Raw genomic sequence first — 18,562 nt, 5'->3', positions numbered from 1 at the left:
ATATGTTTTCATGTCCTGTCGCGGCTCATCTGCTGTCTCAGGGTGCGTACCGCGGCCTGGGGGTCCCGCTGACCGAATACGGCATGTACCGTGGCCAGCAGATCGGCACCTGCTGCGTGAGCGTTACGGGCATTGTCGGCATCGATCCCGCCGATGGCCACCCGGGGCAGGCCGAAACGTGCCGCCTGGGCCAGCAGATCGAGGCTGGCCGGTGGCGCCTGCGGCTTGGTACGCGAGGCGAAGAAACGCCCGAACGCCAGGTAGCTGACGCCTTCGGCGCTTGCGCGTACTGCGAGATCCAACTGGGCATGGCAGGTGGCGCCGATGATGGCCTCGCGCCCCAGCCGTTCGCGGGCCTGCGTCAACGAGCCGTCCTGCTGGCCCAGATGCAGCCCGACGCCTTTACCATAATCGTCCTGCAGCCGTGCAGCCAACGTCAGATCATCATTGATGATCAGCGGTACACCGAAATCACGACACAATGCGGCCAGGCTCCTGGCCTGACGCCAGCGCCTGGCAGTATCGTCCGACTTGTCACGATATTGCAGCAGCGCCAGTCCGCCCCGCAACGCCGCTTCGCAGGCCTGTAGCAGACGCTCATCATCGGGCAGCAGCTTGGCATCGGTGATAGCGTAGACGCCTTGCGTCCAGTCATGCACAGGCATGGTCATCCCCACCGGCTGTCAGGAAAAGATCGGCGCTGCTTCGGTTGGGCAGGGCCTGGCCTCTGCCGAGATACAACGCCTGCTTCAGGCTGTTCCAGGCGAAGCGCTGCGCCTGCTCGCAGGCAGCGGCCCAAGATTCGCCCGCCGCCAGGCGCGCGCTCAAGGCTGACGCCAGGGTACAGCCCGAGCCATGGTAGTGCCCGGGCAGGCGCGGCCAGTGCCATCGATGGTAGCTACCCGGCATGTACAGCGCATGCACCACGCACGTTTCGTCAGCGCCTGGGGGCGGCTGGTCGGTACCGGTAACCAGTACGCCGCCGCACCCCTGTCCCAGCAGGCGCGCCACCCGTTGCTCATCGCTCCCGGCGGCCTCGGCCAGCCGCGCCAGCTCCAGGCGGTTGGGCGTCAGGATATCCACAAGCGGTAGCAGGCGTTCCATGAAGCGCGACACTAGACCGGATGTGGATAACTCTTTTCCGCCCCCGGCCTTCAGTACCGGATCGATCACCAGAGGTAGCTCGGGGTGGGCACGGGCAATGTCGACCACCGCATCGAGTACCGCCGCGTCGGCGATCAACCCGACCTTGAGTGCAGCGATTTCCATATCCGCAAAGAGCGCCTCGGTGGCAGCGAGAATGCTCTCCGGCGAACAGGACGAGACGCTGACGACATCGGATGAGGTCTGTACCGTCAGTGCAGTGGGCACCGTTACCGCCCAGCCGCCACAGGCCCGGATCGCCTCGCTGTCGGCGATCAGCCCGGCGCCGCCGGTAGGATCATGCCCGGCCAGTACCAGCACCACAGGCGGGCGGGGCGCGACAGGCTTCATCAGTAGGGCTTGACCACGACCAGGATCACGATCAGCACCAGCGCCACGACCGGGGCCTCGTTGAACCAGCGAAAGAAGACGTGCGATTTCCGACAGGTACCGGCAGCCAGTTTCTTCATGTAGGAGAGGCAGACATGGTGATAGCCCACCACCAGCAACACCAGCAGCAGCTTGGTGTGCAGCCATCCGGAACTCAAGAAGCCGGGCGCCATGAACAGCAGGGTTCCGCCCAGAATCAGCACGGCGATCATCGAGGGCAGCATGATGCCACGGTAGAGTTTGCGCTCCATGGTGGTGAAGTAGTCGATCGCCTGAGTGTCGCCCTTGTCACGCGCCATGGCGTGATACACGAACAGACGCGGCAGGTAGAACAGTGCAGCAAACCAGGTCACCACCGCGATCAGGTGAAAGGCCTCGATCCATAGATACATGCCAGCTCCTCGATGTGGATAAGTCTCTTCGGCATCCTGTCGCCAGGGTTTCCTGACCGGATGACACGATGTCATTTCTCGTAGCGATCATTTCTTGTAGCGATAGTAGTTCTCGATCGCTTCGCGGGTAATGATACCGGAAATCTTGCGAATCATCGGCGCCGTGGTGTGCTCGACGAACAGCCCATCCACCCCGAACTCATTGAGCCGGTCATAGGCTTCCGAAAGTGTCGCCTGCAGATGAATCGGGACAAGATCGAGGCGCTGGCCGGGAATCTCGAGCAGATCGAACTCCGATTCCTCGGCCCATTGCTCGTCGAGCAGCGTCCGCGCCAGATCCGCTGCCTTGAGCCCCACCGTCGGCTTGTCTTCGCTGGAGCGGGTGATCACCAGCCAGGTCGGCTTGTCCTCGAGCAGCGCCTGCGCCTGCTCGCGGCTGACCCGACGCGAGGTACGCGCCAGGCTGCGCTCCATCACTGCCGGCACGGCGACGCGGGACAACGCCTGCATCAGGGGCTGCTGCAACGGATGCAGGCCCTGCTGGGTCAGATTGAGCAGGAAGAATCCCTGACAATGGCATAGCTGGCGAGACGTGAGGACCGCCACCACCACTGCCAGCATGCCGGGCAGAATGATGTTCGAGTTGTGCGTCAACTCGAGCAGGGTCATGAGTGCGGCCAGCGGCGCCTGCAGTACGGCGCCCATCATCGCCGCCATGCCCAGCATGGCATAGACATCGGGCGTCGAGGCCAGCGAGGGCATCAGCGCACTCCCCGCCATGCCGCACAAGGCGCCCGCGGTACCGCCCACGACCAGTACCGGACCGATGATACTCACCGGTACGCCGCAGGCGATGGCGCCTGCGGTAAGCAGCAGCTTGCCGATGGCCACGGCGAACAGGACATCGAGCGCGGGCATGTCAGTCAATGTGGCGCCCAGCGTGTCGTAGCCCATGCCTTGAACCTGGGGATACCACCAGGCCACCGTGCCGGTGGCTCCGCCGATCAGCGCCAGACGCAGCCACACCGGCCACCGCGCCAGGCGCGGTCCGGCATGGGCGAGCCGTACGAAGGCACCGGCCAGCAGACCGATGATCAGGGCACTGACCACGATCCATGGCAGATCCATCAGGGAGTTGAGGTGTACGCTGGGCACCTCGAAGGCGGGGTCCGGCCCATAGACGAGCTGCGATACCAGCGCGCCCATGATCGAGGCCAGAATCACCGGCATGAAGCCGGCCGTGGTGTACTCCATCATTACCACTTCCATGGCGAAGATGACACCGGCGATCGGGGTGTTGAAAGAGGCCGAGATCGCTGCAGCCGTACCGCAGCCGACCAGTACCCGCAGACTGTTGTGGGGGAGTCGCAGGAACTGGCCGATCCAGCTCGATGCTGCCGCGCCCAGGTGGACCGCCGGCCCCTCGCGTCCCGCGGATAGCCCACCGACCACCGAGATGACGCCGATCCACCATTGCGTCAGCCAGTTGCGTAGCGGCATCTTGCCTTGGTAGTAGGTCAGGCGCTCGATCACGTGGCCGATGCCGATCTTGCGATTCTTGATCGGCTGGCGCCACAGCCACGCTCCGATCAGTGCCGCCGCGATGATCGGCAGCAGCGCGCGAACCGGTGGCGACAATGCCTCGAAGGCCTCGGGGCTGGCATCGGGCATGAAGGTCCAGGCGCCCAGGTTGAGCAACAGCCGGAACCCGACCATCAGGCTGCCGGTCAGAAGTCCCGACAGTATCCCGAGCACGCAAAGCTGCGGCAGTGCATCGACGCTGGCCAGTTGGCGTCGAAAGCGTTCCAGTCTCGGCTGCAGCAGCGGTACGCGAGGCAGGCGTAGCACACGGTTCTCCTGTCTTGACCATTCACACGCGGGTATAACGAGGCTTGCTCTTCCCTTGTGTATCATACTCGCGGAGTCCCGTCCCGGCTTCGTTCGGCAACTGACAGGCCGCATCGACCGGACAAGACGCCGACCTTCGCCAGCAACAAAGTTGACCCTTTTGCTGGGTTTTCACGATAATGAGGAGCTGCACACCCGACCAACCCATTGGAGGTGGCCTATGAGCGGGGCTGAAAGCTTCGTCCCGACGCCGATGTTCTTCACCGACGCCGCCGCAAAGCGGGTCCGCGCGCTGGTTGCCGAGGAGAACAATCCGGCGCTGAAATTGCGCGTCTATGTCACGGGAGGCGGCTGTTCCGGCTTCCAGTACGGTTTCGATTTCGCCGAAAAGGTGGCCGAAGACGATACCGTGATCGAAAACGGCGATGTCGCCATGGTGGTGGATGCGCTGTCCTATCAGTACCTGGTCGGCTCCACCGTGGATTTCGAGGAGGGCCTTGCCGGGGCGCGCTTCGTGATCAAGAATCCCAATGCATCCTCGACCTGCGGATGCGGTTCTTCCTTCATGGTCTGATTCGCACCGCAGTGGCCTGGCCCGTCTGTTCGCGGCTCGGGCCATCGGCTTCGGCCTAACGTCCGCTTGACGCTTCCCCTCGTTCTGGTCATGGTTATTAGCGGTTCCATGAACAAAACTCCAAGTGGGGAACGTTATGAAAAACAAGACACTGGCTTACACTCTGCGGATGTCCGCGCTGACCGTGGCGCTCGGTATCAGCGGGCTCGCCGTCGCTCAGCAGGCACCCACCCTCAAGGCAGCCACCGACCCCAGCTTCGTTCCGTTCGAAATGCTCGACAAGGACAGCGGCGAGATGGTCGGCTTCGACATGGATATCCTGCGCGAGATCGCCGATCGTGCGGGTTTCCAGGCCGACATCAATACCATGGATTTCAACGGCATCATTCCCGCCGTGCAGACCGGTAACGTCGATCTCGCCATCGCCGGTATCACGATTACCGACGAGCGTGAGAAGATCGTCGACTTTTCCGACCCCTACTACGATTCCGGCCTGCGTATCCTGGTTTCCGCCAACAATGACGATGTCGACGAGATCAGCGATCTCGAAGGCATGCGCATCGGCACCAAGATCGGCTCGACCAGCTACGACTATCTGCAGCAGGAGCTGGGCGATGAGGCCGAGATCACTCCCTATCCCGGCAGTGCCGACATGTACATGGCACTGATGGGCGGTAGTGTCGATGCCGTGTTTTATGACGCGCCCAACGTCGGCTACTTTGCCCAGACCCGCGGCCAGGGCCGGGTCAAGACCGTCGGTCCGCTCTACGAGGGCCAGCAGTACGGCATCGCCTTCACCAATGGCAGCAAGTGGGTCGAACCCACCAACCAGGCGCTGGCGGAAATGCGCGAGGACGGCACCTACGACGAGATCCACAAGAAGTGGTTCGGCGAGGCGCCAGACGCCCAGTAACCTCCTTTCAAGGATCGCCGGGGCCGGGTGGCCGAAACTGCCCGGCCCCTTTTCATTGGACAACACATTAGACAACGTGACGGGACACCTCCGAACGTGCCGCGTACGCCGGTCGGGAGCCCGTCGCCTGGAGAATCCTAGTGGACGTCACTTTCCAGTTCGACTGGGAGGCGGCCATCGCCTCCATCCCCTACCTGCTCGAAGGCATTCCCTGGACTCTGCTGATCTCCTTTGGTGGCCTGGCCATCGGTTTCGTGATCGGCATCATCTTCGGCCTTCTGCGCATCAGTCCACTACGCTTGCTGCGCTGGCCGGCCGTGGCCTACATCGAAGTCTTCCGCGGCACGCCCGTGCTGGTTCAGGTCCTGTTCATCTTCTACGGCCTGCCCCAACTGCTTGGAGGACCGATCAATGCCCTGACCGCCGGGATCGCGGCCATCGCGCTCAATGCCGGTGCCTACATCTCGGAAATCGTGCGCGGTGGCGTGCAGTCCATCGAGAAGGGCCAGCGGGAAGCCGGCCTGTCGCTAGGCCTGTCCCGGACCCAGGCGTTCCGCTACATCATCTGGCCCCAGGCGCTGCGACGCATGATTCCGGCACTCGGCAATCAAGGCATTGTCAGCATCAAGGACACCTCGCTTTTCTCGGTGATCGGCGTGGGTGAGCTGGTGCGGCAGGGGCAGGTCTACATCGCCACCACGTTCACCGCCCTGGAGGTCTACTTCATGGTCGCAATGATGTATCTGGTGATCACCCTAAGCCTGTCCTTCGCCCTGCGCATGCTTGAGCGCAAGGGCCTGGTCGGCCAATAAGGAGAGCTTCCATGAGTGAATCGCACGCTTTCTCGGCACAGCCGCCGATCGTCAGGCTCGACAGGGTCAACAAGCACTTCGGCAGCCTGCATGTCATGCGCGACATCGATCTCGAGGTCGCTCCCGGCGAAGTGGTGGTGGTCATCGGTGCCAGTGGCTCCGGCAAGTCGACACTGATCCGCTGCGTCAATGGACTGGAGGAGTTCCAGAGCGGACGTATCGTCGTCGATGGCAACGAACTGCTGCCGCACGGCAAGGGAGGCAAATCGCTGCAGACCATCCGTACCGAAGTCGGCATGGTATTCCAGCAGTTCAACCTGTTTCCGCATCTCTCGGTACGTGACAACGTGACGCTGGCACCCATGAAGGTGCGTGGCTGGAGCCGGGCCCGGGCCACTGAAACGGCCCAGCGTCTGCTCGAACGGGTAGGTATCGCCGATCAGGCCGACAAGTTTCCCGGCCAGCTCTCCGGAGGCCAGCAGCAGCGCGTTGCACTGGCCCGGGCTCTGGCCATGGAACCGCGTCTGATGCTGTTCGATGAGCCCACCTCGGCGCTCGACCCCGAAATGATCGGCGAGGTGCTCGATGCCATGCGCGAGCTGGCCTCCGAAGGCATGACCATGATGATCGTCACCCACGAGATGGGCTTTGCTCGTGAAGTGGCGGATCGCGTGATCTTCGTTCACGGCGGCGAGATCGTCGAACAGGGGCCGCCCGATGCGGTGTTCGACCGCCCCCGACATGATCGGACTCAGGCATTCCTTTCCCGCGTACTGAAACACTGACGCTACCTGCCAGGCCCTGACCGGGGCGGCCAATGGCTCCGGTCAGAGGTTACGTTCGCCACCTCTCCCCTCGCACTACCTGCTTTTTTTCTTGCACAAGCTAAAAATCCGTTTGTGGATAACTATTTTCACTTTATGGCTCGATACCGTCCTCAGGCCTGCCGTGGCAGGCCTGAGAGAAAAATTCGCCTCATGTGAGTGCTTGCGGTGACAACGATGGTATCCGACGGTGGATAAGCCGTGTGCGCATCGCGATGTGGATAAGCGCCCTTTTCATCCACAGCCTCACGCCAGGATCTCCGCAGGCTGGAAACGGCTTTTCCAATCGATCGCTAACAAAGCAACCTTTTGAAATGCCTGACGATGAATCGCTTATCCACAAAATATATCCACACTAATAATTACAACCACAGCAGAACTTCTTTTCTTTCTTCTTTTATATATTTGTTTTAAGTCTCGATTGGGACCCAAATGAACTCGGGGTGTGGAAAACCCCTGACGGTTACCCACAGGAGGTTTATACTGTGCGGCTTCTTTCGACCTCAGTTTCCAAACCCGCGCCGTCAGGCGTGATTCGAGGTGCTACGTGGATTATCCCAACCGCTTTGACGTCATCGTCATCGGCGGTGGCCATGCGGGAACCGAAGCCGCCCTGGCCGCCGCCCGTATGGGCTGTCAGACGCTACTACTGACACACAACATCGAGACCCTCGGGCAGATGTCCTGCAACCCGGCCATCGGCGGCATCGGCAAGAGCCATCTGGTCAAGGAGATCGACGCACTCGGCGGCGCCATGGCCATGGCCACCGACCGCGGCGGTATCCAGTTTCGGGTACTCAACGCCCGCAAGGGGCCGGCCGTTCGCGCGACCCGCGCCCAGGCCGATCGCGTGCGCTACAAGGCGGCGATCCGTGGCATGCTGGAGAACCAGCCCAACCTGACGCTGTTTCAGCAGGCGGTGGATGACCTGCTCGTGGCCAACGACACCGTCTGCGGTGTGATCACCCAGAGCGGTATTCGTTTTCACGGCGAAACCGTGGTGTTGTGTACCGGTACGTTCCTCGGCGGTGTGATCCATATCGGGCTTGAACAGCATGCCGGCGGCCGTGCCGGTGATCCGCCGTCCAACGCCTTGGCGCAACGTCTGCGCGCCCTGCCGTTTCGTGTCGCACGGTTGAAGACGGGCACACCGCCGCGCATCGATGCCAAGAGCGTCGACTTCTCGGTCCTCGAGGAGCAGCCCGGCGATACGCCGACACCGGTGATGTCGTATCTGGGACATCGCGAGCAGCATCCGCGCCAGGTCAACTGTCATATCGCGCATACCAATGAGCGAACCCACGAGATCATCTTCGCCAATCTCGACCGCTCGCCGATGTATTCTGGTGTCATCGAAGGGGTCGGGCCCCGTTATTGCCCTTCCATCGAGGACAAGGTGCATCGCTTCGCCGACAAATCGAGCCACCAGGTGTTCATCGAACCCGAGGGGCTGGATACCCACGAGCTCTACCCCAACGGGATTTCCACCTCGCTGCCGTTCGACGTGCAGCTGCAGGTGGTGCGCTCGATCAAGGGGCTGGAGAATGCGCACATCACCCGGCCGGGCTACGCCATCGAGTACGATTTCTTCGATCCCCGCGATCTCAAGCACTCGCTGGAAACCAAATTTATCCACAACCTGTTCTTCGCCGGACAGATCAACGGCACCACCGGCTACGAGGAAGCGGGCGCTCAGGGACTGCTGGCGGGGCTCAACGCCGCGCGCCGCGCGACGAACCAGGATGTCTGGACGCCGCGGCGCGACGAGGCCTATCTCGGCGTGCTGGTCGACGATCTGATCACCATGGGCACCCAGGAGCCGTATCGCATGTTCACCTCGCGGGCGGAATACCGTCTGCTGCTGCGCGAGGACAATGCGGATCTGCGCCTGACCGAGAGCGGGCGCCGGCTGGGGCTGGTGGATGACGCCCGCTGGGAGGCGTTCGCGACCAAACGCGAGGCGATCGAGCGCGAGAGCGCCCGCCTCAAGGCGACCTGGGTCCAGCCCGGCTCGACGGAAGCGGCAAGGATCGAGGCCAAGACCGGCAAGCCGCTGGGTCGTGAATACACCCTGCTGGATCTGCTCAAGCGCCCCGAGCTGGGGTACGCCGATCTGGGCGACCTCAAGGGCGAAGCGGTGAGCGACGAGGCCGTCGCCGAACAGGTACAGATCCAGGCCAAGTACGAGGGGTACATCGGCCGTCAGCAGGATGAGATCGAGCGTCTGCGTCGCCATGAAGCCACGCCGTTGCCGACGGATCTCGATTACGCCAGGGTCGAGGGGCTGTCCCATGAGATTCGCCAGAAGCTTGCCGCGGTGCGTCCCGAGACGCTGGCCCAGGCGGGACGTATCTCCGGCGTGACGCCTGCTGCGGTCTCGATCCTGCTGATCCATCTCAAGAAACGTCGTCTGATCGACGACAGCCGGGCGGTGAACGCATGACGCCAGCCTGCGAACGACTGCTCGACGGCGGGCTCGAGTCGCTGGATATCCGCGTGACGCCCGAGGCCAGGGAACGGCTCCTGGCCCTGCTGGTCCTGTTGCACAAGTGGAACCGCGCCTATAACCTCACCGCGGTACGTTCGGCCGAAGCGATGGTGACTCGCCATCTGCTCGACAGTGCCAGTGTGCTCGATGCCGTGACGGGACCGCGCCTGCTGGATGTGGGAGCCGGCCCGGGGCTGCCGGGACTGGTACTGGCGATCCTCAGACCCGAACTGCAGGTCACGCTGCTCGACAGCAACGGCAAGAAGGTGCGCTTCCAGCGCCAGGCGGTGCTCGAACTGGGGCTAAGCAATGTCACGCCGGTGCAGGCTCGGGTCGAGAGCTTCGCGCCGTCCGACTTCGACCAGCTCATCTCCCGGGCCTTTGCCAGCCTGGGCGATTTCGTGCAGCTGACCGGGCATCTGCTTGCCGACCAGGGCGAGTGGCTGGCCATGAAGGGGCGTATCGACAGCGAGGAACTCGCGGAGCTTCCCGAGGGGGTCGAGGCGCTCGAGTGTCGGGAACTGAGGGTTCCCGGCGAGGAGGGGCAGCGCCACCTGCTGCGAATGAAGCGCAAGGATAAGGCCTGATACCAGGTCACGGCGCCAGTGGGATCATCGAAGCAAGGGAGTCACTTGTGACCAAGATCATCGCGTTGACCAATCAGAAAGGCGGGGTCGGCAAATCGACCACCGCGGTCAACCTGTCGGCATGTCTGGCGGCATTGGATCGGCGCGTACTGCTGATCGATCTCGATCCCCAGGGACATGCCACCATGGGTAGCGGAGTCGACAAGCATGCGCTCTCGGCCAGCGTGCTTGACGTGCTGCTCGGCGACAAGCCAGCCGGCGAGGTGATTCGCAACTGCCCTCGGGCCGGCTATGCCCTGTTGCCCGGCAATGGCGACCTGACGGCGGCAGAGGTCGAGCTGCTCGGACGTGACGGGCGCGAGCGCTGCCTGCACGATGCCATTGCCAGCGTGGCGGGCGACTATGATGTGGTGCTGATCGATTGTCCCCCATCGCTCAACATGCTCACCGTCAATGCCCTGACCGCCGCCCATGGCGTGCTGATCCCGCTGCAGTGCGAGTTCTATGCTCTCGAGGGGCTGTCGGCGCTGCTCGACACCGTCGAGCAGATCCGCGAGAGCGTCAATCCCGAGCTCGCCGTCTACGGCATCGTGCGTACCATGTACGACTCCCGCAACAGCCTGACCCGTGATGTCAGCAAGCAACTCGCCGATTATTTCGGCGATACCCTGCTCAAGACCACCATTCCACGTAACGTGCGAGTCGCCGAGGCGCCCAGTCATGGCCTGCCGGTGACCAAGTATGCCCGTCTGTCACGGGGCAGCCAGGCCCACCGGGTACTGGCCAAGGAACTGATTCGACGCCTGTCGCTGTAATTGACCTGACGCTTGGAAATCATTCGAGGGACTCTCCATGACGCGTAAACGTGCGCTGGGGCGCGGCCTGGACGCCCTGATCGGGGCCGGTGCCCGTCGCCGCGAAGGCTTGGAAATCGAAGGCCAGACGGCGCCGGGCGAGACGCCTCCCGCCCAGGATCCGGCGGCATCGGAAATGCAGGAGCGTCTGATGCGCCTGCCGCTGGGGCAGCTCTCGCGCGGCAAATATCAGCCGCGCCGCGAGATCCAGCCCGAAGCGCTCGAGGAACTGGCCGACTCGATCCGTGCCCAGGGCGTCATGCAGCCCATCGTGGTGCGCCCGGTCGGCAAGGAACGTTACGAGATCATCGCCGGGGAACGCCGCTGGCGGGCGGCCCAGCTTGCCGAACTCGATGTCATCCCCGCCGTGGTACGCGAGGTCAGCGATGAGGTGGCCCTGGCCCTGGCCCTGATCGAGAACATCCAGCGCGAGAACCTCAATCCGGTCGAGGAGGCTTTTGCCCTCAAGCGCCTGCTCGAGGAGTTCGAGCTTACCCAGCAGCAGGTGGCCGACGCCGTCGGCAAGTCTCGAGCCCAGGTCGCCAACCTGCTACGCCTGCTGAGTCTCGATCCCGAAGTCCAGACGCTTCTCGAAAGAGGCGATCTCGACATGGGCCATGCCCGGGCGCTGCTGGCGCTTTCCGGGGCAAGGCAGCGCAAGGCGGCACACGAGGTGGTCGATCGGGATCTCACCGTTCGTCAGACCGAGGCCCTGGTCAAGCAATGGGCGGCGGGGCAAACGGCCAAGCCGCCTGCGGCGAAGGTGCCGGCCGATGTGGGGCGGCTCGAGAACCAGCTCGCCGACCTGCTCGGGGCGCCGGTCAAGATCGCCCACGGCCAGTCGGGAAAGGGGAGGGTGACCATCCGTTACTCCAGTCTCGACGAGCTGGATGGCATTCTGTCGCATATCCGCTAGTTGACAGTTAACGAAGTGTAAAAAACATTTAGCACGTTAACTGAAGTTGCCCGCTTTTCGCGCTTCTTTGGTTGTAAAGCACTCTTAATTCGTGCAAATTCGGTGCAAGTTCGGTTGAAGGCACGGGGGAGCTCCCCTATAATCCGCCGGGATTTGCCTGACGGATCGCAGGCAGCCACAACCGACAGGCGAACCCGACGTGATGCGAAAACCGGCACCGGCCACGCTGAAACGCCCAAGGATTCTGCCCCTGGCCCTGACCCAGTTGAGCTTTGCCCTGTGCATCTCTCTGGTTGCTCTGGTCACGCTGGGAGGACAGGCCGCACTGTCCGCTCTGCTCGGTGGAATGGTCGCCTGGATTCCCAATATCTATTTCGCCTGGCGAGCCTTCCGCTACCAGGGAGCGCGCTTTACTCGAGACATCGTCAAGAGTTTCTATCGGGCTGAAGCCGGCAAGTTCGGTTTGACGGTGGCATTGTTCACGCTTGTCTTTTTGACCGTGCCCCCCTCAAACCCCGCTTTCTTCTTTGGCGCTTATGTAGCGACACAATTGGTGCACTGGCTGGGTCCCTGGCTCTTGCGCCGACCGTCGCACACCTGAATCGAGGCTGAGTTATGGCAGGCAACAACCCGACTCCCACGGAGTACATTCAGCATCACCTCCAGAACCTGACGTACGGCTTGCATCCCGAGCACGGCTGGTCCTTCGCGCACTCGCCGCAAGACGCCCAGGACATGGGCTTCTGGGCGATCCACGTCGATACCATGGGCTGGTCGATCGCCCTGGGCCTGCTTTTCCTGCTGGTGTTCCGTTCGGCAGCGAAGCGCGTCACCACCGGTGTTCCCACCGGCCTGCAGAACTTCGTCGAAATGATGGTCGAGTTCACCGACAAGTCGGTGAAGGAAACGTTTCACGGCAAGAGCCGGCTGATCGCGCCGCTGTCGCTGACGATCTTCTGCTGGATATTCCTGATGAACCTCATGGATCTGGTACCCGTGGACTTCCTGCCGGCAATCGCTCAGAAAGTGGGCGGCATGCTGGGCGCCGACCCAGCACACGTCTACTTCAAGGTCGTGCCGACCACTGACGTCAACGCCACGCTGGGCATGTCGCTGTCGGTCTTCGCCCTGATCATCTTCTATGCCATTCGCAACAAGGGCGTATCGGGCTTTCTGGCCGAACTGACGCTGCATCCGTTCAATACTTCGAACAAGGCCCTGCAGGTCCTGTTGATCCCGGTCAACTTCCTGCTCGAAGCCGTCACCTTGCTGGCTCGGCCCATCTCGCTGGCGCTGCGACTGTTCGGTAACCTCTACGCAGGCGAGCTGATCTTCATTCTCATCGCCATGCTGGGCATCTGGCAGTTGCCGCTGCACTTCCCCTGGGCGGTGTTCCACATCCTGATCGTGACGCTGCAGGCCTTCATCTTCATGATGCTGACCATCGTCTACCTGAGCATGGCCTCGGAAGAACACTGAGTTCGATCCCCTTAACCCTTAACCGCTAAACCACTTAAGCAAAACTGGAGACCACCATGGAAGCACAAGTACTGGGCATGACTGCAATCGCCGTTTCCCTGCTGATCGGCCTGGGTGCACTGGGCACCGCCATCGGCTTCGGCATTCTCGGCGGCAAGTTCCTCGAAGGCGCCGCACGTCAGCCGGAAATGATTCCTCAGCTGCAGGTGAAAATGTTCATCGTGGCCGGCCTGCTGGACGCCGTGACCATGATCGGTGTCGGTATCGCCCTGTTCTTCACCTTCGCCAACCCGTTTGTCGGTTAACGTGCCGTTTCGGCCATCCGGCCGAGGTAACCTTAACCCCAAACTTGTGACGCGAGAGGTGCTGGCGTGAATCTGAACCTAACCCTAATCGGTCAGGCCATTGCCTTCGCGGTCTTCGTCTGGTTCTGCATGCGCTATGTATGGCCCCCGGTCATGCAGGCGTTGCAGGAACGCCAGAAAAAGATCGCCGATGGCCTGGATGCGGCCAGCCGCGCTTCCCGCGATCTCGAACTGGCCCAGGAGCAGGCCAACGAGACGCTGCGGGAAAGCAAGGAGCAGGCTGCACAAATCATCGAGCAGGCCCATAAACGGTCGAACCAGATGATCGAGGAGGCGCGCGACAACGCACGTGCCGAAGGCGAACGCATGATCGCCAACGCCCGCGCTGAGATCGAGCAGGAGATCAACCGCGCGAAGGACGAGCTGCGCGCCCAGGTCGCGAAGCTGGCTGTCGAAGGCGCGGAACGGATCCTCGAATCCTCCATTGACGAGACCAAACATCGCGAGCTCGTCGACAAGCTCGCCGCCGAGCTCTGAGGAGGTGATCCATGGCTGTAACGTCAACGTCGACCGTAGCCCGACCGTACGCTAAAGCGGCGTTCGAGTTTGCGCGAGACCACAAGACGCTTGATGCCTGGTCCGCGAGCCTCGCGTTGGTGGCGGCGACCGTCGCCAACGAGGAGCTGAGTCAGCGCGTCCTGCACAATCCCCGTCTGTCCAGTGGGCAGAAGACGGATGTGCTGCTCGAGATCGGTGGTGACTCGCTCGACGAGTCGGTACGCAACTTCGTCGTGACCCTCGGGCAGCAGGGTCGCCTTGACGCCCTTCCTGCCATTGCCGAGCAGTTCGAGCAGCTGCGGGCGCAGGAAGAGCGACGAGTGGACGTCACCATCGTCTCCGCTTTCGACCTGGATACCGAACAGCAGGATAAGCTCGCGCGCGCGCTCAAGAAGCGCCTGAACCGCGAAATCTCCATTACCACTCAAGTGGACCGCGACCTGTTGGGCGGCGTGATCCTGCGTACCGGCGATACCGTCATCGACGGTTCGGTACGCGGTCGATTGGCACGTCTGCGCGACGCACTCTCCGCTTGAGTCTGAGGGACATGGCATGCAGCAACTGAATCCTTCCGAGATTAGCGACATCATCAAACAGCGCATCGAGAAGCTGGATGTCGCATCCGAAGCCCGCAATCAGGGCACCATCGTCAGCGTCTCCGACGGCATCGTGCAGATCCACGGTGTTGCCGATGCGATGTTCGGTGAGATGATCGAATTCCCCGGCGGCATCTACGGTATGGCGCTCAACCTCGAGCGCGACAGTGTGGGTGCCGTGGTACTCGGCGATTACCAGCAGCTCGAAGAGGGCATGACCGCTCAGTGCACCGGGCGCATTCTCGAGGTGCCGGTAGGTCCCGAGCTGGTTGGCCGCGTGGTCGACGCGCTGGGCACCCCCATCGACGGCAAGGGCGAGATCAACGCCAAGCTCACCGATGCGGTCGAGAAGGTCGCGCCTGGCGTCATCAGCCGTCAGTCCGTCGACCAGCCGATCCAGACCGGCCTGAAATCGATCGACGCCATGGTGCCGATCGGCCGCGGTCAGCGTGAGCTGATCATCGGTGACCGCCAGATCGGTAAGTCGGCGATCGCCATCGATGCGATCATCAACCAGAAAGGCAAGGGCATCACCTGTATCTACGTGGCGATCGGACAGAAGCAGTCGACCATCGCCGGGCTGGTACGCAAGCTCGAGGAGCACGGTGCGATGGAGCATACCATCGTCGTCTCCGCCGGTGCCGCCGATCCGGCCGCCATGCAGTTCCTGGCGCCGTATGCCGGCTGCTCCATGGGCGAATACTTCCGCGACCGCGGCGAAGATGCGCTGATCGTCTACGATGACCTGACCAAGCAGGCCTGGGCCTATCGCCAGATTTCCCTGCTGCTGCGTCGTCCGCCGGGCCGTGAAGCCTATCCGGGCGATGTCTTCTATCTCCACTCGCGTCTGCTCGAGCGCGCTTCGCGCGTCAATGCCGACTACGTCGAGAAGTTCACCGGCGGCGAAGTGAAAGGCAAGACCGGCTCGCTGACCGCATTGCCGCTGATCGAGACTCAGGGCGGCGACGTCTCGGCGTTCGTACCCACCAACGTGATCTCGATCACCGACGGCCAGATCTTCCTCGAGACCAGCCTGTTCAACTCGGGGATTCGCCCGGCGATCAATGCGGGTCTGTCGGTATCCCGTGTCGGCGGCTCGGCCCAGACCAAGATCATCAAGAAGCTCGGTGGCGGCGTGCGTCTGGCGCTGGCTCAGTATCGAGAGCTGGCAGCGTTCTCGCAGTTCGCTTCCGACCTCGACGAAGCGACCCGCAAGCAGCTCGAGCATGGCGAACGCGTCACCGAACTGATGAAGCAGAAGCAGTTCTCGCCGATGTCGGTTGCCGAGATGGCCCTGTCGCTGTACGCCGCCAACGAAGGCTTCCTGGATGATGTCGAAGTCAACAAGGTGCTCGACTTCGAACGCGCCCTGCGCGATTACATGAAGTCCGAGCATGGTGAACTGCTCGACAAGATCAACCAGACCGGCGACTACGACAAAGAGATCCAGCAGGGTCTCCGGGAAGGCGTCGAGAAGTTCAAGGCCACTCAGACCTGGTAAACCATGCGGCCCGGCACTCGCCGGGCCTATGACCCATCTGAGCGGCATGAATGAGGTAGATCGCGATGGCAGCTGCAAAAGAGATACGCACCCAGATCGGGAGCATCAAGAATACGCAGAAAATCACCAGCGCCATGGAGATGGTCGCTGCGTCGAAAATGCGTAAAGCACAGGATCGCATGGCGGCCAGCCAGCCTTACGCCAAGCTGATCCGCAGGGTCGTGGGCCATATCGCCAAGGCCAACCCCGAGTATCGTCACGACTACATGATCGATCGTGACGTGAAACGTGTGGGCTATATCGTGGTGTCGAGCGATCGCGGCCTGGCCGGCGGTCTCAACATCAACGTGTTCAAGGCAGTGGTCAGAGACGCCAAGCAATGGCGCGACAAGGGCGTCGAGGCCGATTTCGCCTCGATCGGCAAGAAAGCCGGTACCTTTTTCCGCAATCATGGCGGCAACCTGGTGGCAGCCAAGAGTGGTCTCGGCGAAGCCCCGGAGGCCCAGGATCTGGTCGGTAGCGTCAAGGTGATGCTCGACGCCTTCGACGAAGGACGTCTGGATCGGCTCTACGTGGTGTACAACGAGTTCGTCAACACCATGGTTCAGAAGCCGGTCGTGCAGCAATTGCTGCCCCTCGCCGCCGGTCAGGACGATGATGAACAAGACCGTCCCGGAAGCTGGGACTACCTGTATGAGCCGGACGCCAAGTCCCTGCTCGATCAACTGCTGGTGCGTTACGTCGAATCGCAGGTCTACCAGGCAGTGGTCGAGAATGCGGCTTGCGAACAGGCGGCGCGCATGATCGCGATGAAAAACGCGACCGACAATGCCGGTGATCTGATCGGCGACCTGGAGCGGGTCTACAACAAGGCTCGTCAGGCCTCGATCACCCAGGAAATTTCGGAAATCGTCGGCGGCGCCGCAGCGGTGTAAGCACGGCTTGGCCAAGCAGGTTTCATTTGCAGGTTTGAGAGGAACCAAGATGAGCGGACGTATCGTACAAATCATCGGCGCGGTGATTGACGTAGAGTTTCCGCGGGACGAAGTGCCCAAGGTCTACGAAGCGCTGAAAGTCTCGGACGCCGGGACAGTATTGGAAGTCCAGCAGCAGCTGGGAGACGGCGTGGTGCGTGCCATCGCCATGGGCACCACCGAAGGCCTCAGTCGCGGACTGGTCGTCGAGGAGACCGGTGCGCCGATCTCCGTGCCGGTAGGTACCGAGACGCTGGGACGTATCATGAACGTGCTCGGCGAGCCGATCGACGAAGCCGGCGACATCGGTGAGAAGGAGCGCATGCCCATCCACCGCAAGGCGCCCAGCTATGCGGATCAGGCCGGTTCCAACGAGCTGCTCGAGACGGGTATCAAGGTCATCGATCTGGTCTGCCCGTTCGCCAAGGGCGGCAAGGTCGGCCTGTTCGGCGGCGCCGGTGTGGGCAAGACCGTCAACATGATGGAGCTGATCCGCAACATCGCCACCGAGCACAGCGGCTACTCCGTGTTTGCCGGTGTGGGTGAGCGGACCCGTGAAGGGAACGACTTCTATCATGAGATGACCGAGTCCAACGTTATCGACAAGGTAGCGCTGGTCTACGGCCAGATGAACGAGCCGCCGGGCAACCGTCTGCGCGTGGCGCTGACCGGTCTGACCATCGCCGAGAAGTTCCGCGACGAAGGCCGCGACGTGCTGTTGTTCGTCGACAACATCTATCGTTACACCCTGGCGGGAACCGAGGTCTCGGCACTGCTGGGCCGTATGCCGTCCGCGGTAGGTTACCAGCCGACGCTGGCCGAGGAGATGGGCGTTCTGCAGGAGCGCATCACCTCCACCAAGACCGGCTCGATCACTTCCGTACAGGCGGTCTACGTGCCTGCGGACGACCTGACCGACCCGTCTCCGGCCACCACCTTCGCCCACCTGGATGCCACCGTGGTACTGGCGCGCTCGATTGCCGAGTTGGGGATCTATCCGGCCATCGATCCGCTAGATTCCACCTCACGCCAGCTCGATCCGCTGGTGGTCGGCGACGAGCACTACGACACGGCGCGTCGCGTGCAGAACGTGCTGCAGCGCTACAAGGAGCTCAAGGACATCATCGCGATTCTGGGCATGGACGAGCTGTCCGACGAGGACAAGCAGACCGTGGCCCGGGCGCGTAAGATCCAGCGCTTCCTGTCCCAGCCGTTCTTCGTCGCCGAGGTGTTCACCGGGGCTCCCGGGAAGTACGTCTCCCTCCAGGAGACCATCCGTGGCTTCCAGGGTATCCTCAACGGCGACTACGATGAGCTGCCGGAACAGGCCTTCTACATGGTTGGTACCATCGACGAAGCTGTCGAGAAAGCCAGCAACATGAAGTAAGGCCGTCCACCGGAAGAGGAA

The 18,562-nt window shown here is 62.3% G+C and carries 20 protein-coding genes; 16 read left to right on the top strand and 4 right to left on the bottom strand.

Annotation, left to right across the window (positions count from 1 at the left end; all coding sequences use genetic code 11):
* Positions 1-8 precede the first annotated feature (8 nt).
* The 4 genes from thiE to ACYQ12_RS01315 all read right to left on the bottom strand — a co-directional run bounded on the left by thiE (position 9) and on the right by ACYQ12_RS01315 (position 3,764).
* The gene (thiE, locus tag ACYQ12_RS01330; protein WP_459866571.1) at positions 9-665 is read right to left on the bottom strand and encodes a thiamine phosphate synthase; all 657 of its coding nucleotides are present in this window, start codon (positions 663-665) and stop codon (positions 9-11) included.
* Entirely contained in the window at positions 652-1,494 is an 843-nt protein-coding gene (gene thiD, locus ACYQ12_RS01325) for a bifunctional hydroxymethylpyrimidine kinase/phosphomethylpyrimidine kinase (RefSeq protein ID WP_459866568.1), read from the bottom strand. The genes thiE and thiD overlap by 14 nt, the downstream gene beginning before the upstream one ends.
* Positions 1,494-1,925 (bottom strand): protoporphyrinogen oxidase HemJ, encoded by a 432-nt coding sequence (gene hemJ, locus ACYQ12_RS01320; RefSeq protein WP_459866565.1) that lies wholly within the window; start codon positions 1,923-1,925, stop codon positions 1,494-1,496. The genes thiD and hemJ overlap by 1 nt, the downstream gene beginning before the upstream one ends.
* Before the next feature lie 87 nt (positions 1,926-2,012).
* Positions 2,013-3,764, bottom strand: a complete 1,752-nt coding sequence (locus ACYQ12_RS01315; RefSeq protein ID WP_459874447.1) for a chloride channel protein — start codon at positions 3,762-3,764, stop codon at positions 2,013-2,015.
* 229 nt (positions 3,765-3,993) lie between these two features.
* Between ACYQ12_RS01315 and erpA the strand changes: the two genes are divergently transcribed.
* The 16 genes from erpA (at position 3,994) to atpD (ending at position 18,541) form a co-directional block, all read left to right on the top strand.
* On the top strand, positions 3,994-4,347 hold the full coding sequence (erpA, locus tag ACYQ12_RS01310; protein ID WP_459866562.1) for an iron-sulfur cluster insertion protein ErpA: 354 nt from the start codon (positions 3,994-3,996) through the stop codon (positions 4,345-4,347).
* A 136-nt stretch (positions 4,348-4,483) separates the two neighbouring features.
* A complete protein-coding gene (locus ACYQ12_RS01305; RefSeq protein WP_459866559.1) occupies positions 4,484-5,260 on the top strand; it encodes a transporter substrate-binding domain-containing protein in 777 nt (258 codons plus the stop codon).
* A 140-nt stretch (positions 5,261-5,400) separates the two neighbouring features.
* Complete coding sequence (locus ACYQ12_RS01300; protein ID WP_459866556.1) at positions 5,401-6,072, top strand: amino acid ABC transporter permease; 672 nt, start codon at positions 5,401-5,403, stop codon at positions 6,070-6,072.
* Between the two features lie 11 nt (positions 6,073-6,083).
* Positions 6,084-6,857 (top strand): amino acid ABC transporter ATP-binding protein, encoded by a 774-nt coding sequence (locus ACYQ12_RS01295; protein ID WP_459866553.1) that lies wholly within the window; start codon positions 6,084-6,086, stop codon positions 6,855-6,857.
* Positions 6,858-7,443: 586 nt separating this feature from the next.
* Positions 7,444-9,339, top strand: coding sequence for a tRNA uridine-5-carboxymethylaminomethyl(34) synthesis enzyme MnmG (gene mnmG / locus ACYQ12_RS01290; RefSeq protein ID WP_459866550.1), 1,896 nt, complete (start codon positions 7,444-7,446; stop codon positions 9,337-9,339).
* A complete protein-coding gene (gene rsmG, locus ACYQ12_RS01285; RefSeq protein WP_459866547.1) occupies positions 9,336-9,971 on the top strand; it encodes a 16S rRNA (guanine(527)-N(7))-methyltransferase RsmG in 636 nt (211 codons plus the stop codon). The genes mnmG and rsmG overlap by 4 nt, the downstream gene beginning before the upstream one ends.
* A gap of 47 nt (positions 9,972-10,018) precedes the next feature.
* Complete coding sequence (locus ACYQ12_RS01280) at positions 10,019-10,786, top strand: ParA family protein (protein WP_459866544.1); 768 nt, start codon at positions 10,019-10,021, stop codon at positions 10,784-10,786.
* 37 nt (positions 10,787-10,823) lie between these two features.
* Positions 10,824-11,741 carry a ParB/RepB/Spo0J family partition protein gene (locus tag ACYQ12_RS01275; protein ID WP_459866541.1) on the top strand — a complete coding sequence of 306 codons (918 nt, stop codon included), beginning with the start codon at positions 10,824-10,826 and terminating at the stop codon, positions 11,739-11,741.
* 202 nt (positions 11,742-11,943) lie between these two features.
* A complete protein-coding gene (locus ACYQ12_RS01270; protein WP_459874446.1) occupies positions 11,944-12,342 on the top strand; it encodes an ATP synthase subunit I in 399 nt (132 codons plus the stop codon).
* Positions 12,343-12,356: 14 nt separating this feature from the next.
* Entirely contained in the window at positions 12,357-13,220 is an 864-nt protein-coding gene (atpB, locus tag ACYQ12_RS01265; protein WP_459866538.1) for a F0F1 ATP synthase subunit A, read from the top strand.
* Positions 13,221-13,276: 56 nt separating this feature from the next.
* Positions 13,277-13,525: a F0F1 ATP synthase subunit C gene (gene atpE / locus ACYQ12_RS01260; RefSeq protein WP_011508579.1), complete on the top strand. Its 249-nt coding sequence runs from the start codon at positions 13,277-13,279 to the stop codon at positions 13,523-13,525.
* A gap of 66 nt (positions 13,526-13,591) precedes the next feature.
* Positions 13,592-14,062, top strand: coding sequence for a F0F1 ATP synthase subunit B (locus ACYQ12_RS01255; RefSeq protein WP_459866535.1), 471 nt, complete (start codon positions 13,592-13,594; stop codon positions 14,060-14,062).
* An 11-nt stretch (positions 14,063-14,073) separates the two neighbouring features.
* Positions 14,074-14,619, top strand: coding sequence for a F0F1 ATP synthase subunit delta (locus ACYQ12_RS01250; protein ID WP_459866532.1), 546 nt, complete (start codon positions 14,074-14,076; stop codon positions 14,617-14,619).
* Positions 14,620-14,635: 16 nt separating this feature from the next.
* The gene (gene atpA, locus ACYQ12_RS01245; protein WP_459866529.1) at positions 14,636-16,180 is read left to right on the top strand and encodes a F0F1 ATP synthase subunit alpha; all 1,545 of its coding nucleotides are present in this window, start codon (positions 14,636-14,638) and stop codon (positions 16,178-16,180) included.
* 65 nt (positions 16,181-16,245) lie between these two features.
* Positions 16,246-17,115 carry a F0F1 ATP synthase subunit gamma gene (atpG, locus tag ACYQ12_RS01240; RefSeq protein WP_459866526.1) on the top strand — a complete coding sequence of 290 codons (870 nt, stop codon included), beginning with the start codon at positions 16,246-16,248 and terminating at the stop codon, positions 17,113-17,115.
* A gap of 49 nt (positions 17,116-17,164) precedes the next feature.
* On the top strand, positions 17,165-18,541 hold the full coding sequence (atpD, locus tag ACYQ12_RS01235) for a F0F1 ATP synthase subunit beta (protein ID WP_459866523.1): 1,377 nt from the start codon (positions 17,165-17,167) through the stop codon (positions 18,539-18,541).
* Positions 18,542-18,562: the final 21 nt, after the last annotated feature.

Source organism: Halomonas shantousis (assembly GCF_054654615.1).
Note: the sequence above shows the minus strand (reverse complement) of the source record. Positions and strands in the feature narration are given on the sequence as shown.

Bases quoted from the DNA above. Each gene is read 5' to 3' on its own strand.
- ACYQ12_RS01295 (WP_459866553.1), top strand. From the start codon at position 6,084: ATGAGTGAATCGCACGCTTTCTCGGCACAGCCGCCGATCGTCAGGCTC.
- thiD (WP_459866568.1), bottom strand. From the start codon at position 1,494: ATGAAGCCTGTCGCGCCCCGCCCGCCTGTGGTGCTGGTACTGGCCGGG.
- thiE (WP_459866571.1), bottom strand. From the start codon at position 665: ATGCCTGTGCATGACTGGACGCAAGGCGTCTACGCTATCACCGATGCC.
- atpB (WP_459866538.1), top strand. From the start codon at position 12,357: ATGGCAGGCAACAACCCGACTCCCACGGAGTACATTCAGCATCACCTC.
- erpA (WP_459866562.1), top strand. From the start codon at position 3,994: ATGAGCGGGGCTGAAAGCTTCGTCCCGACGCCGATGTTCTTCACCGAC.
- rsmG (WP_459866547.1), top strand. From the start codon at position 9,336: ATGACGCCAGCCTGCGAACGACTGCTCGACGGCGGGCTCGAGTCGCTG.
- atpG (WP_459866526.1), top strand. From the start codon at position 16,246: ATGGCAGCTGCAAAAGAGATACGCACCCAGATCGGGAGCATCAAGAAT.
- atpD (WP_459866523.1), top strand. From the start codon at position 17,165: ATGAGCGGACGTATCGTACAAATCATCGGCGCGGTGATTGACGTAGAG.
- ACYQ12_RS01250 (WP_459866532.1), top strand. From the start codon at position 14,074: ATGGCTGTAACGTCAACGTCGACCGTAGCCCGACCGTACGCTAAAGCG.
- ACYQ12_RS01270 (WP_459874446.1), top strand. From the start codon at position 11,944: ATGCGAAAACCGGCACCGGCCACGCTGAAACGCCCAAGGATTCTGCCC.
- atpA (WP_459866529.1), top strand. From the start codon at position 14,636: ATGCAGCAACTGAATCCTTCCGAGATTAGCGACATCATCAAACAGCGC.
- ACYQ12_RS01275 (WP_459866541.1), top strand. From the start codon at position 10,824: ATGACGCGTAAACGTGCGCTGGGGCGCGGCCTGGACGCCCTGATCGGG.
- ACYQ12_RS01305 (WP_459866559.1), top strand. From the start codon at position 4,484: ATGAAAAACAAGACACTGGCTTACACTCTGCGGATGTCCGCGCTGACC.
- hemJ (WP_459866565.1), bottom strand. From the start codon at position 1,925: ATGTATCTATGGATCGAGGCCTTTCACCTGATCGCGGTGGTGACCTGG.
- atpE (WP_011508579.1), top strand. From the start codon at position 13,277: ATGGAAGCACAAGTACTGGGCATGACTGCAATCGCCGTTTCCCTGCTG.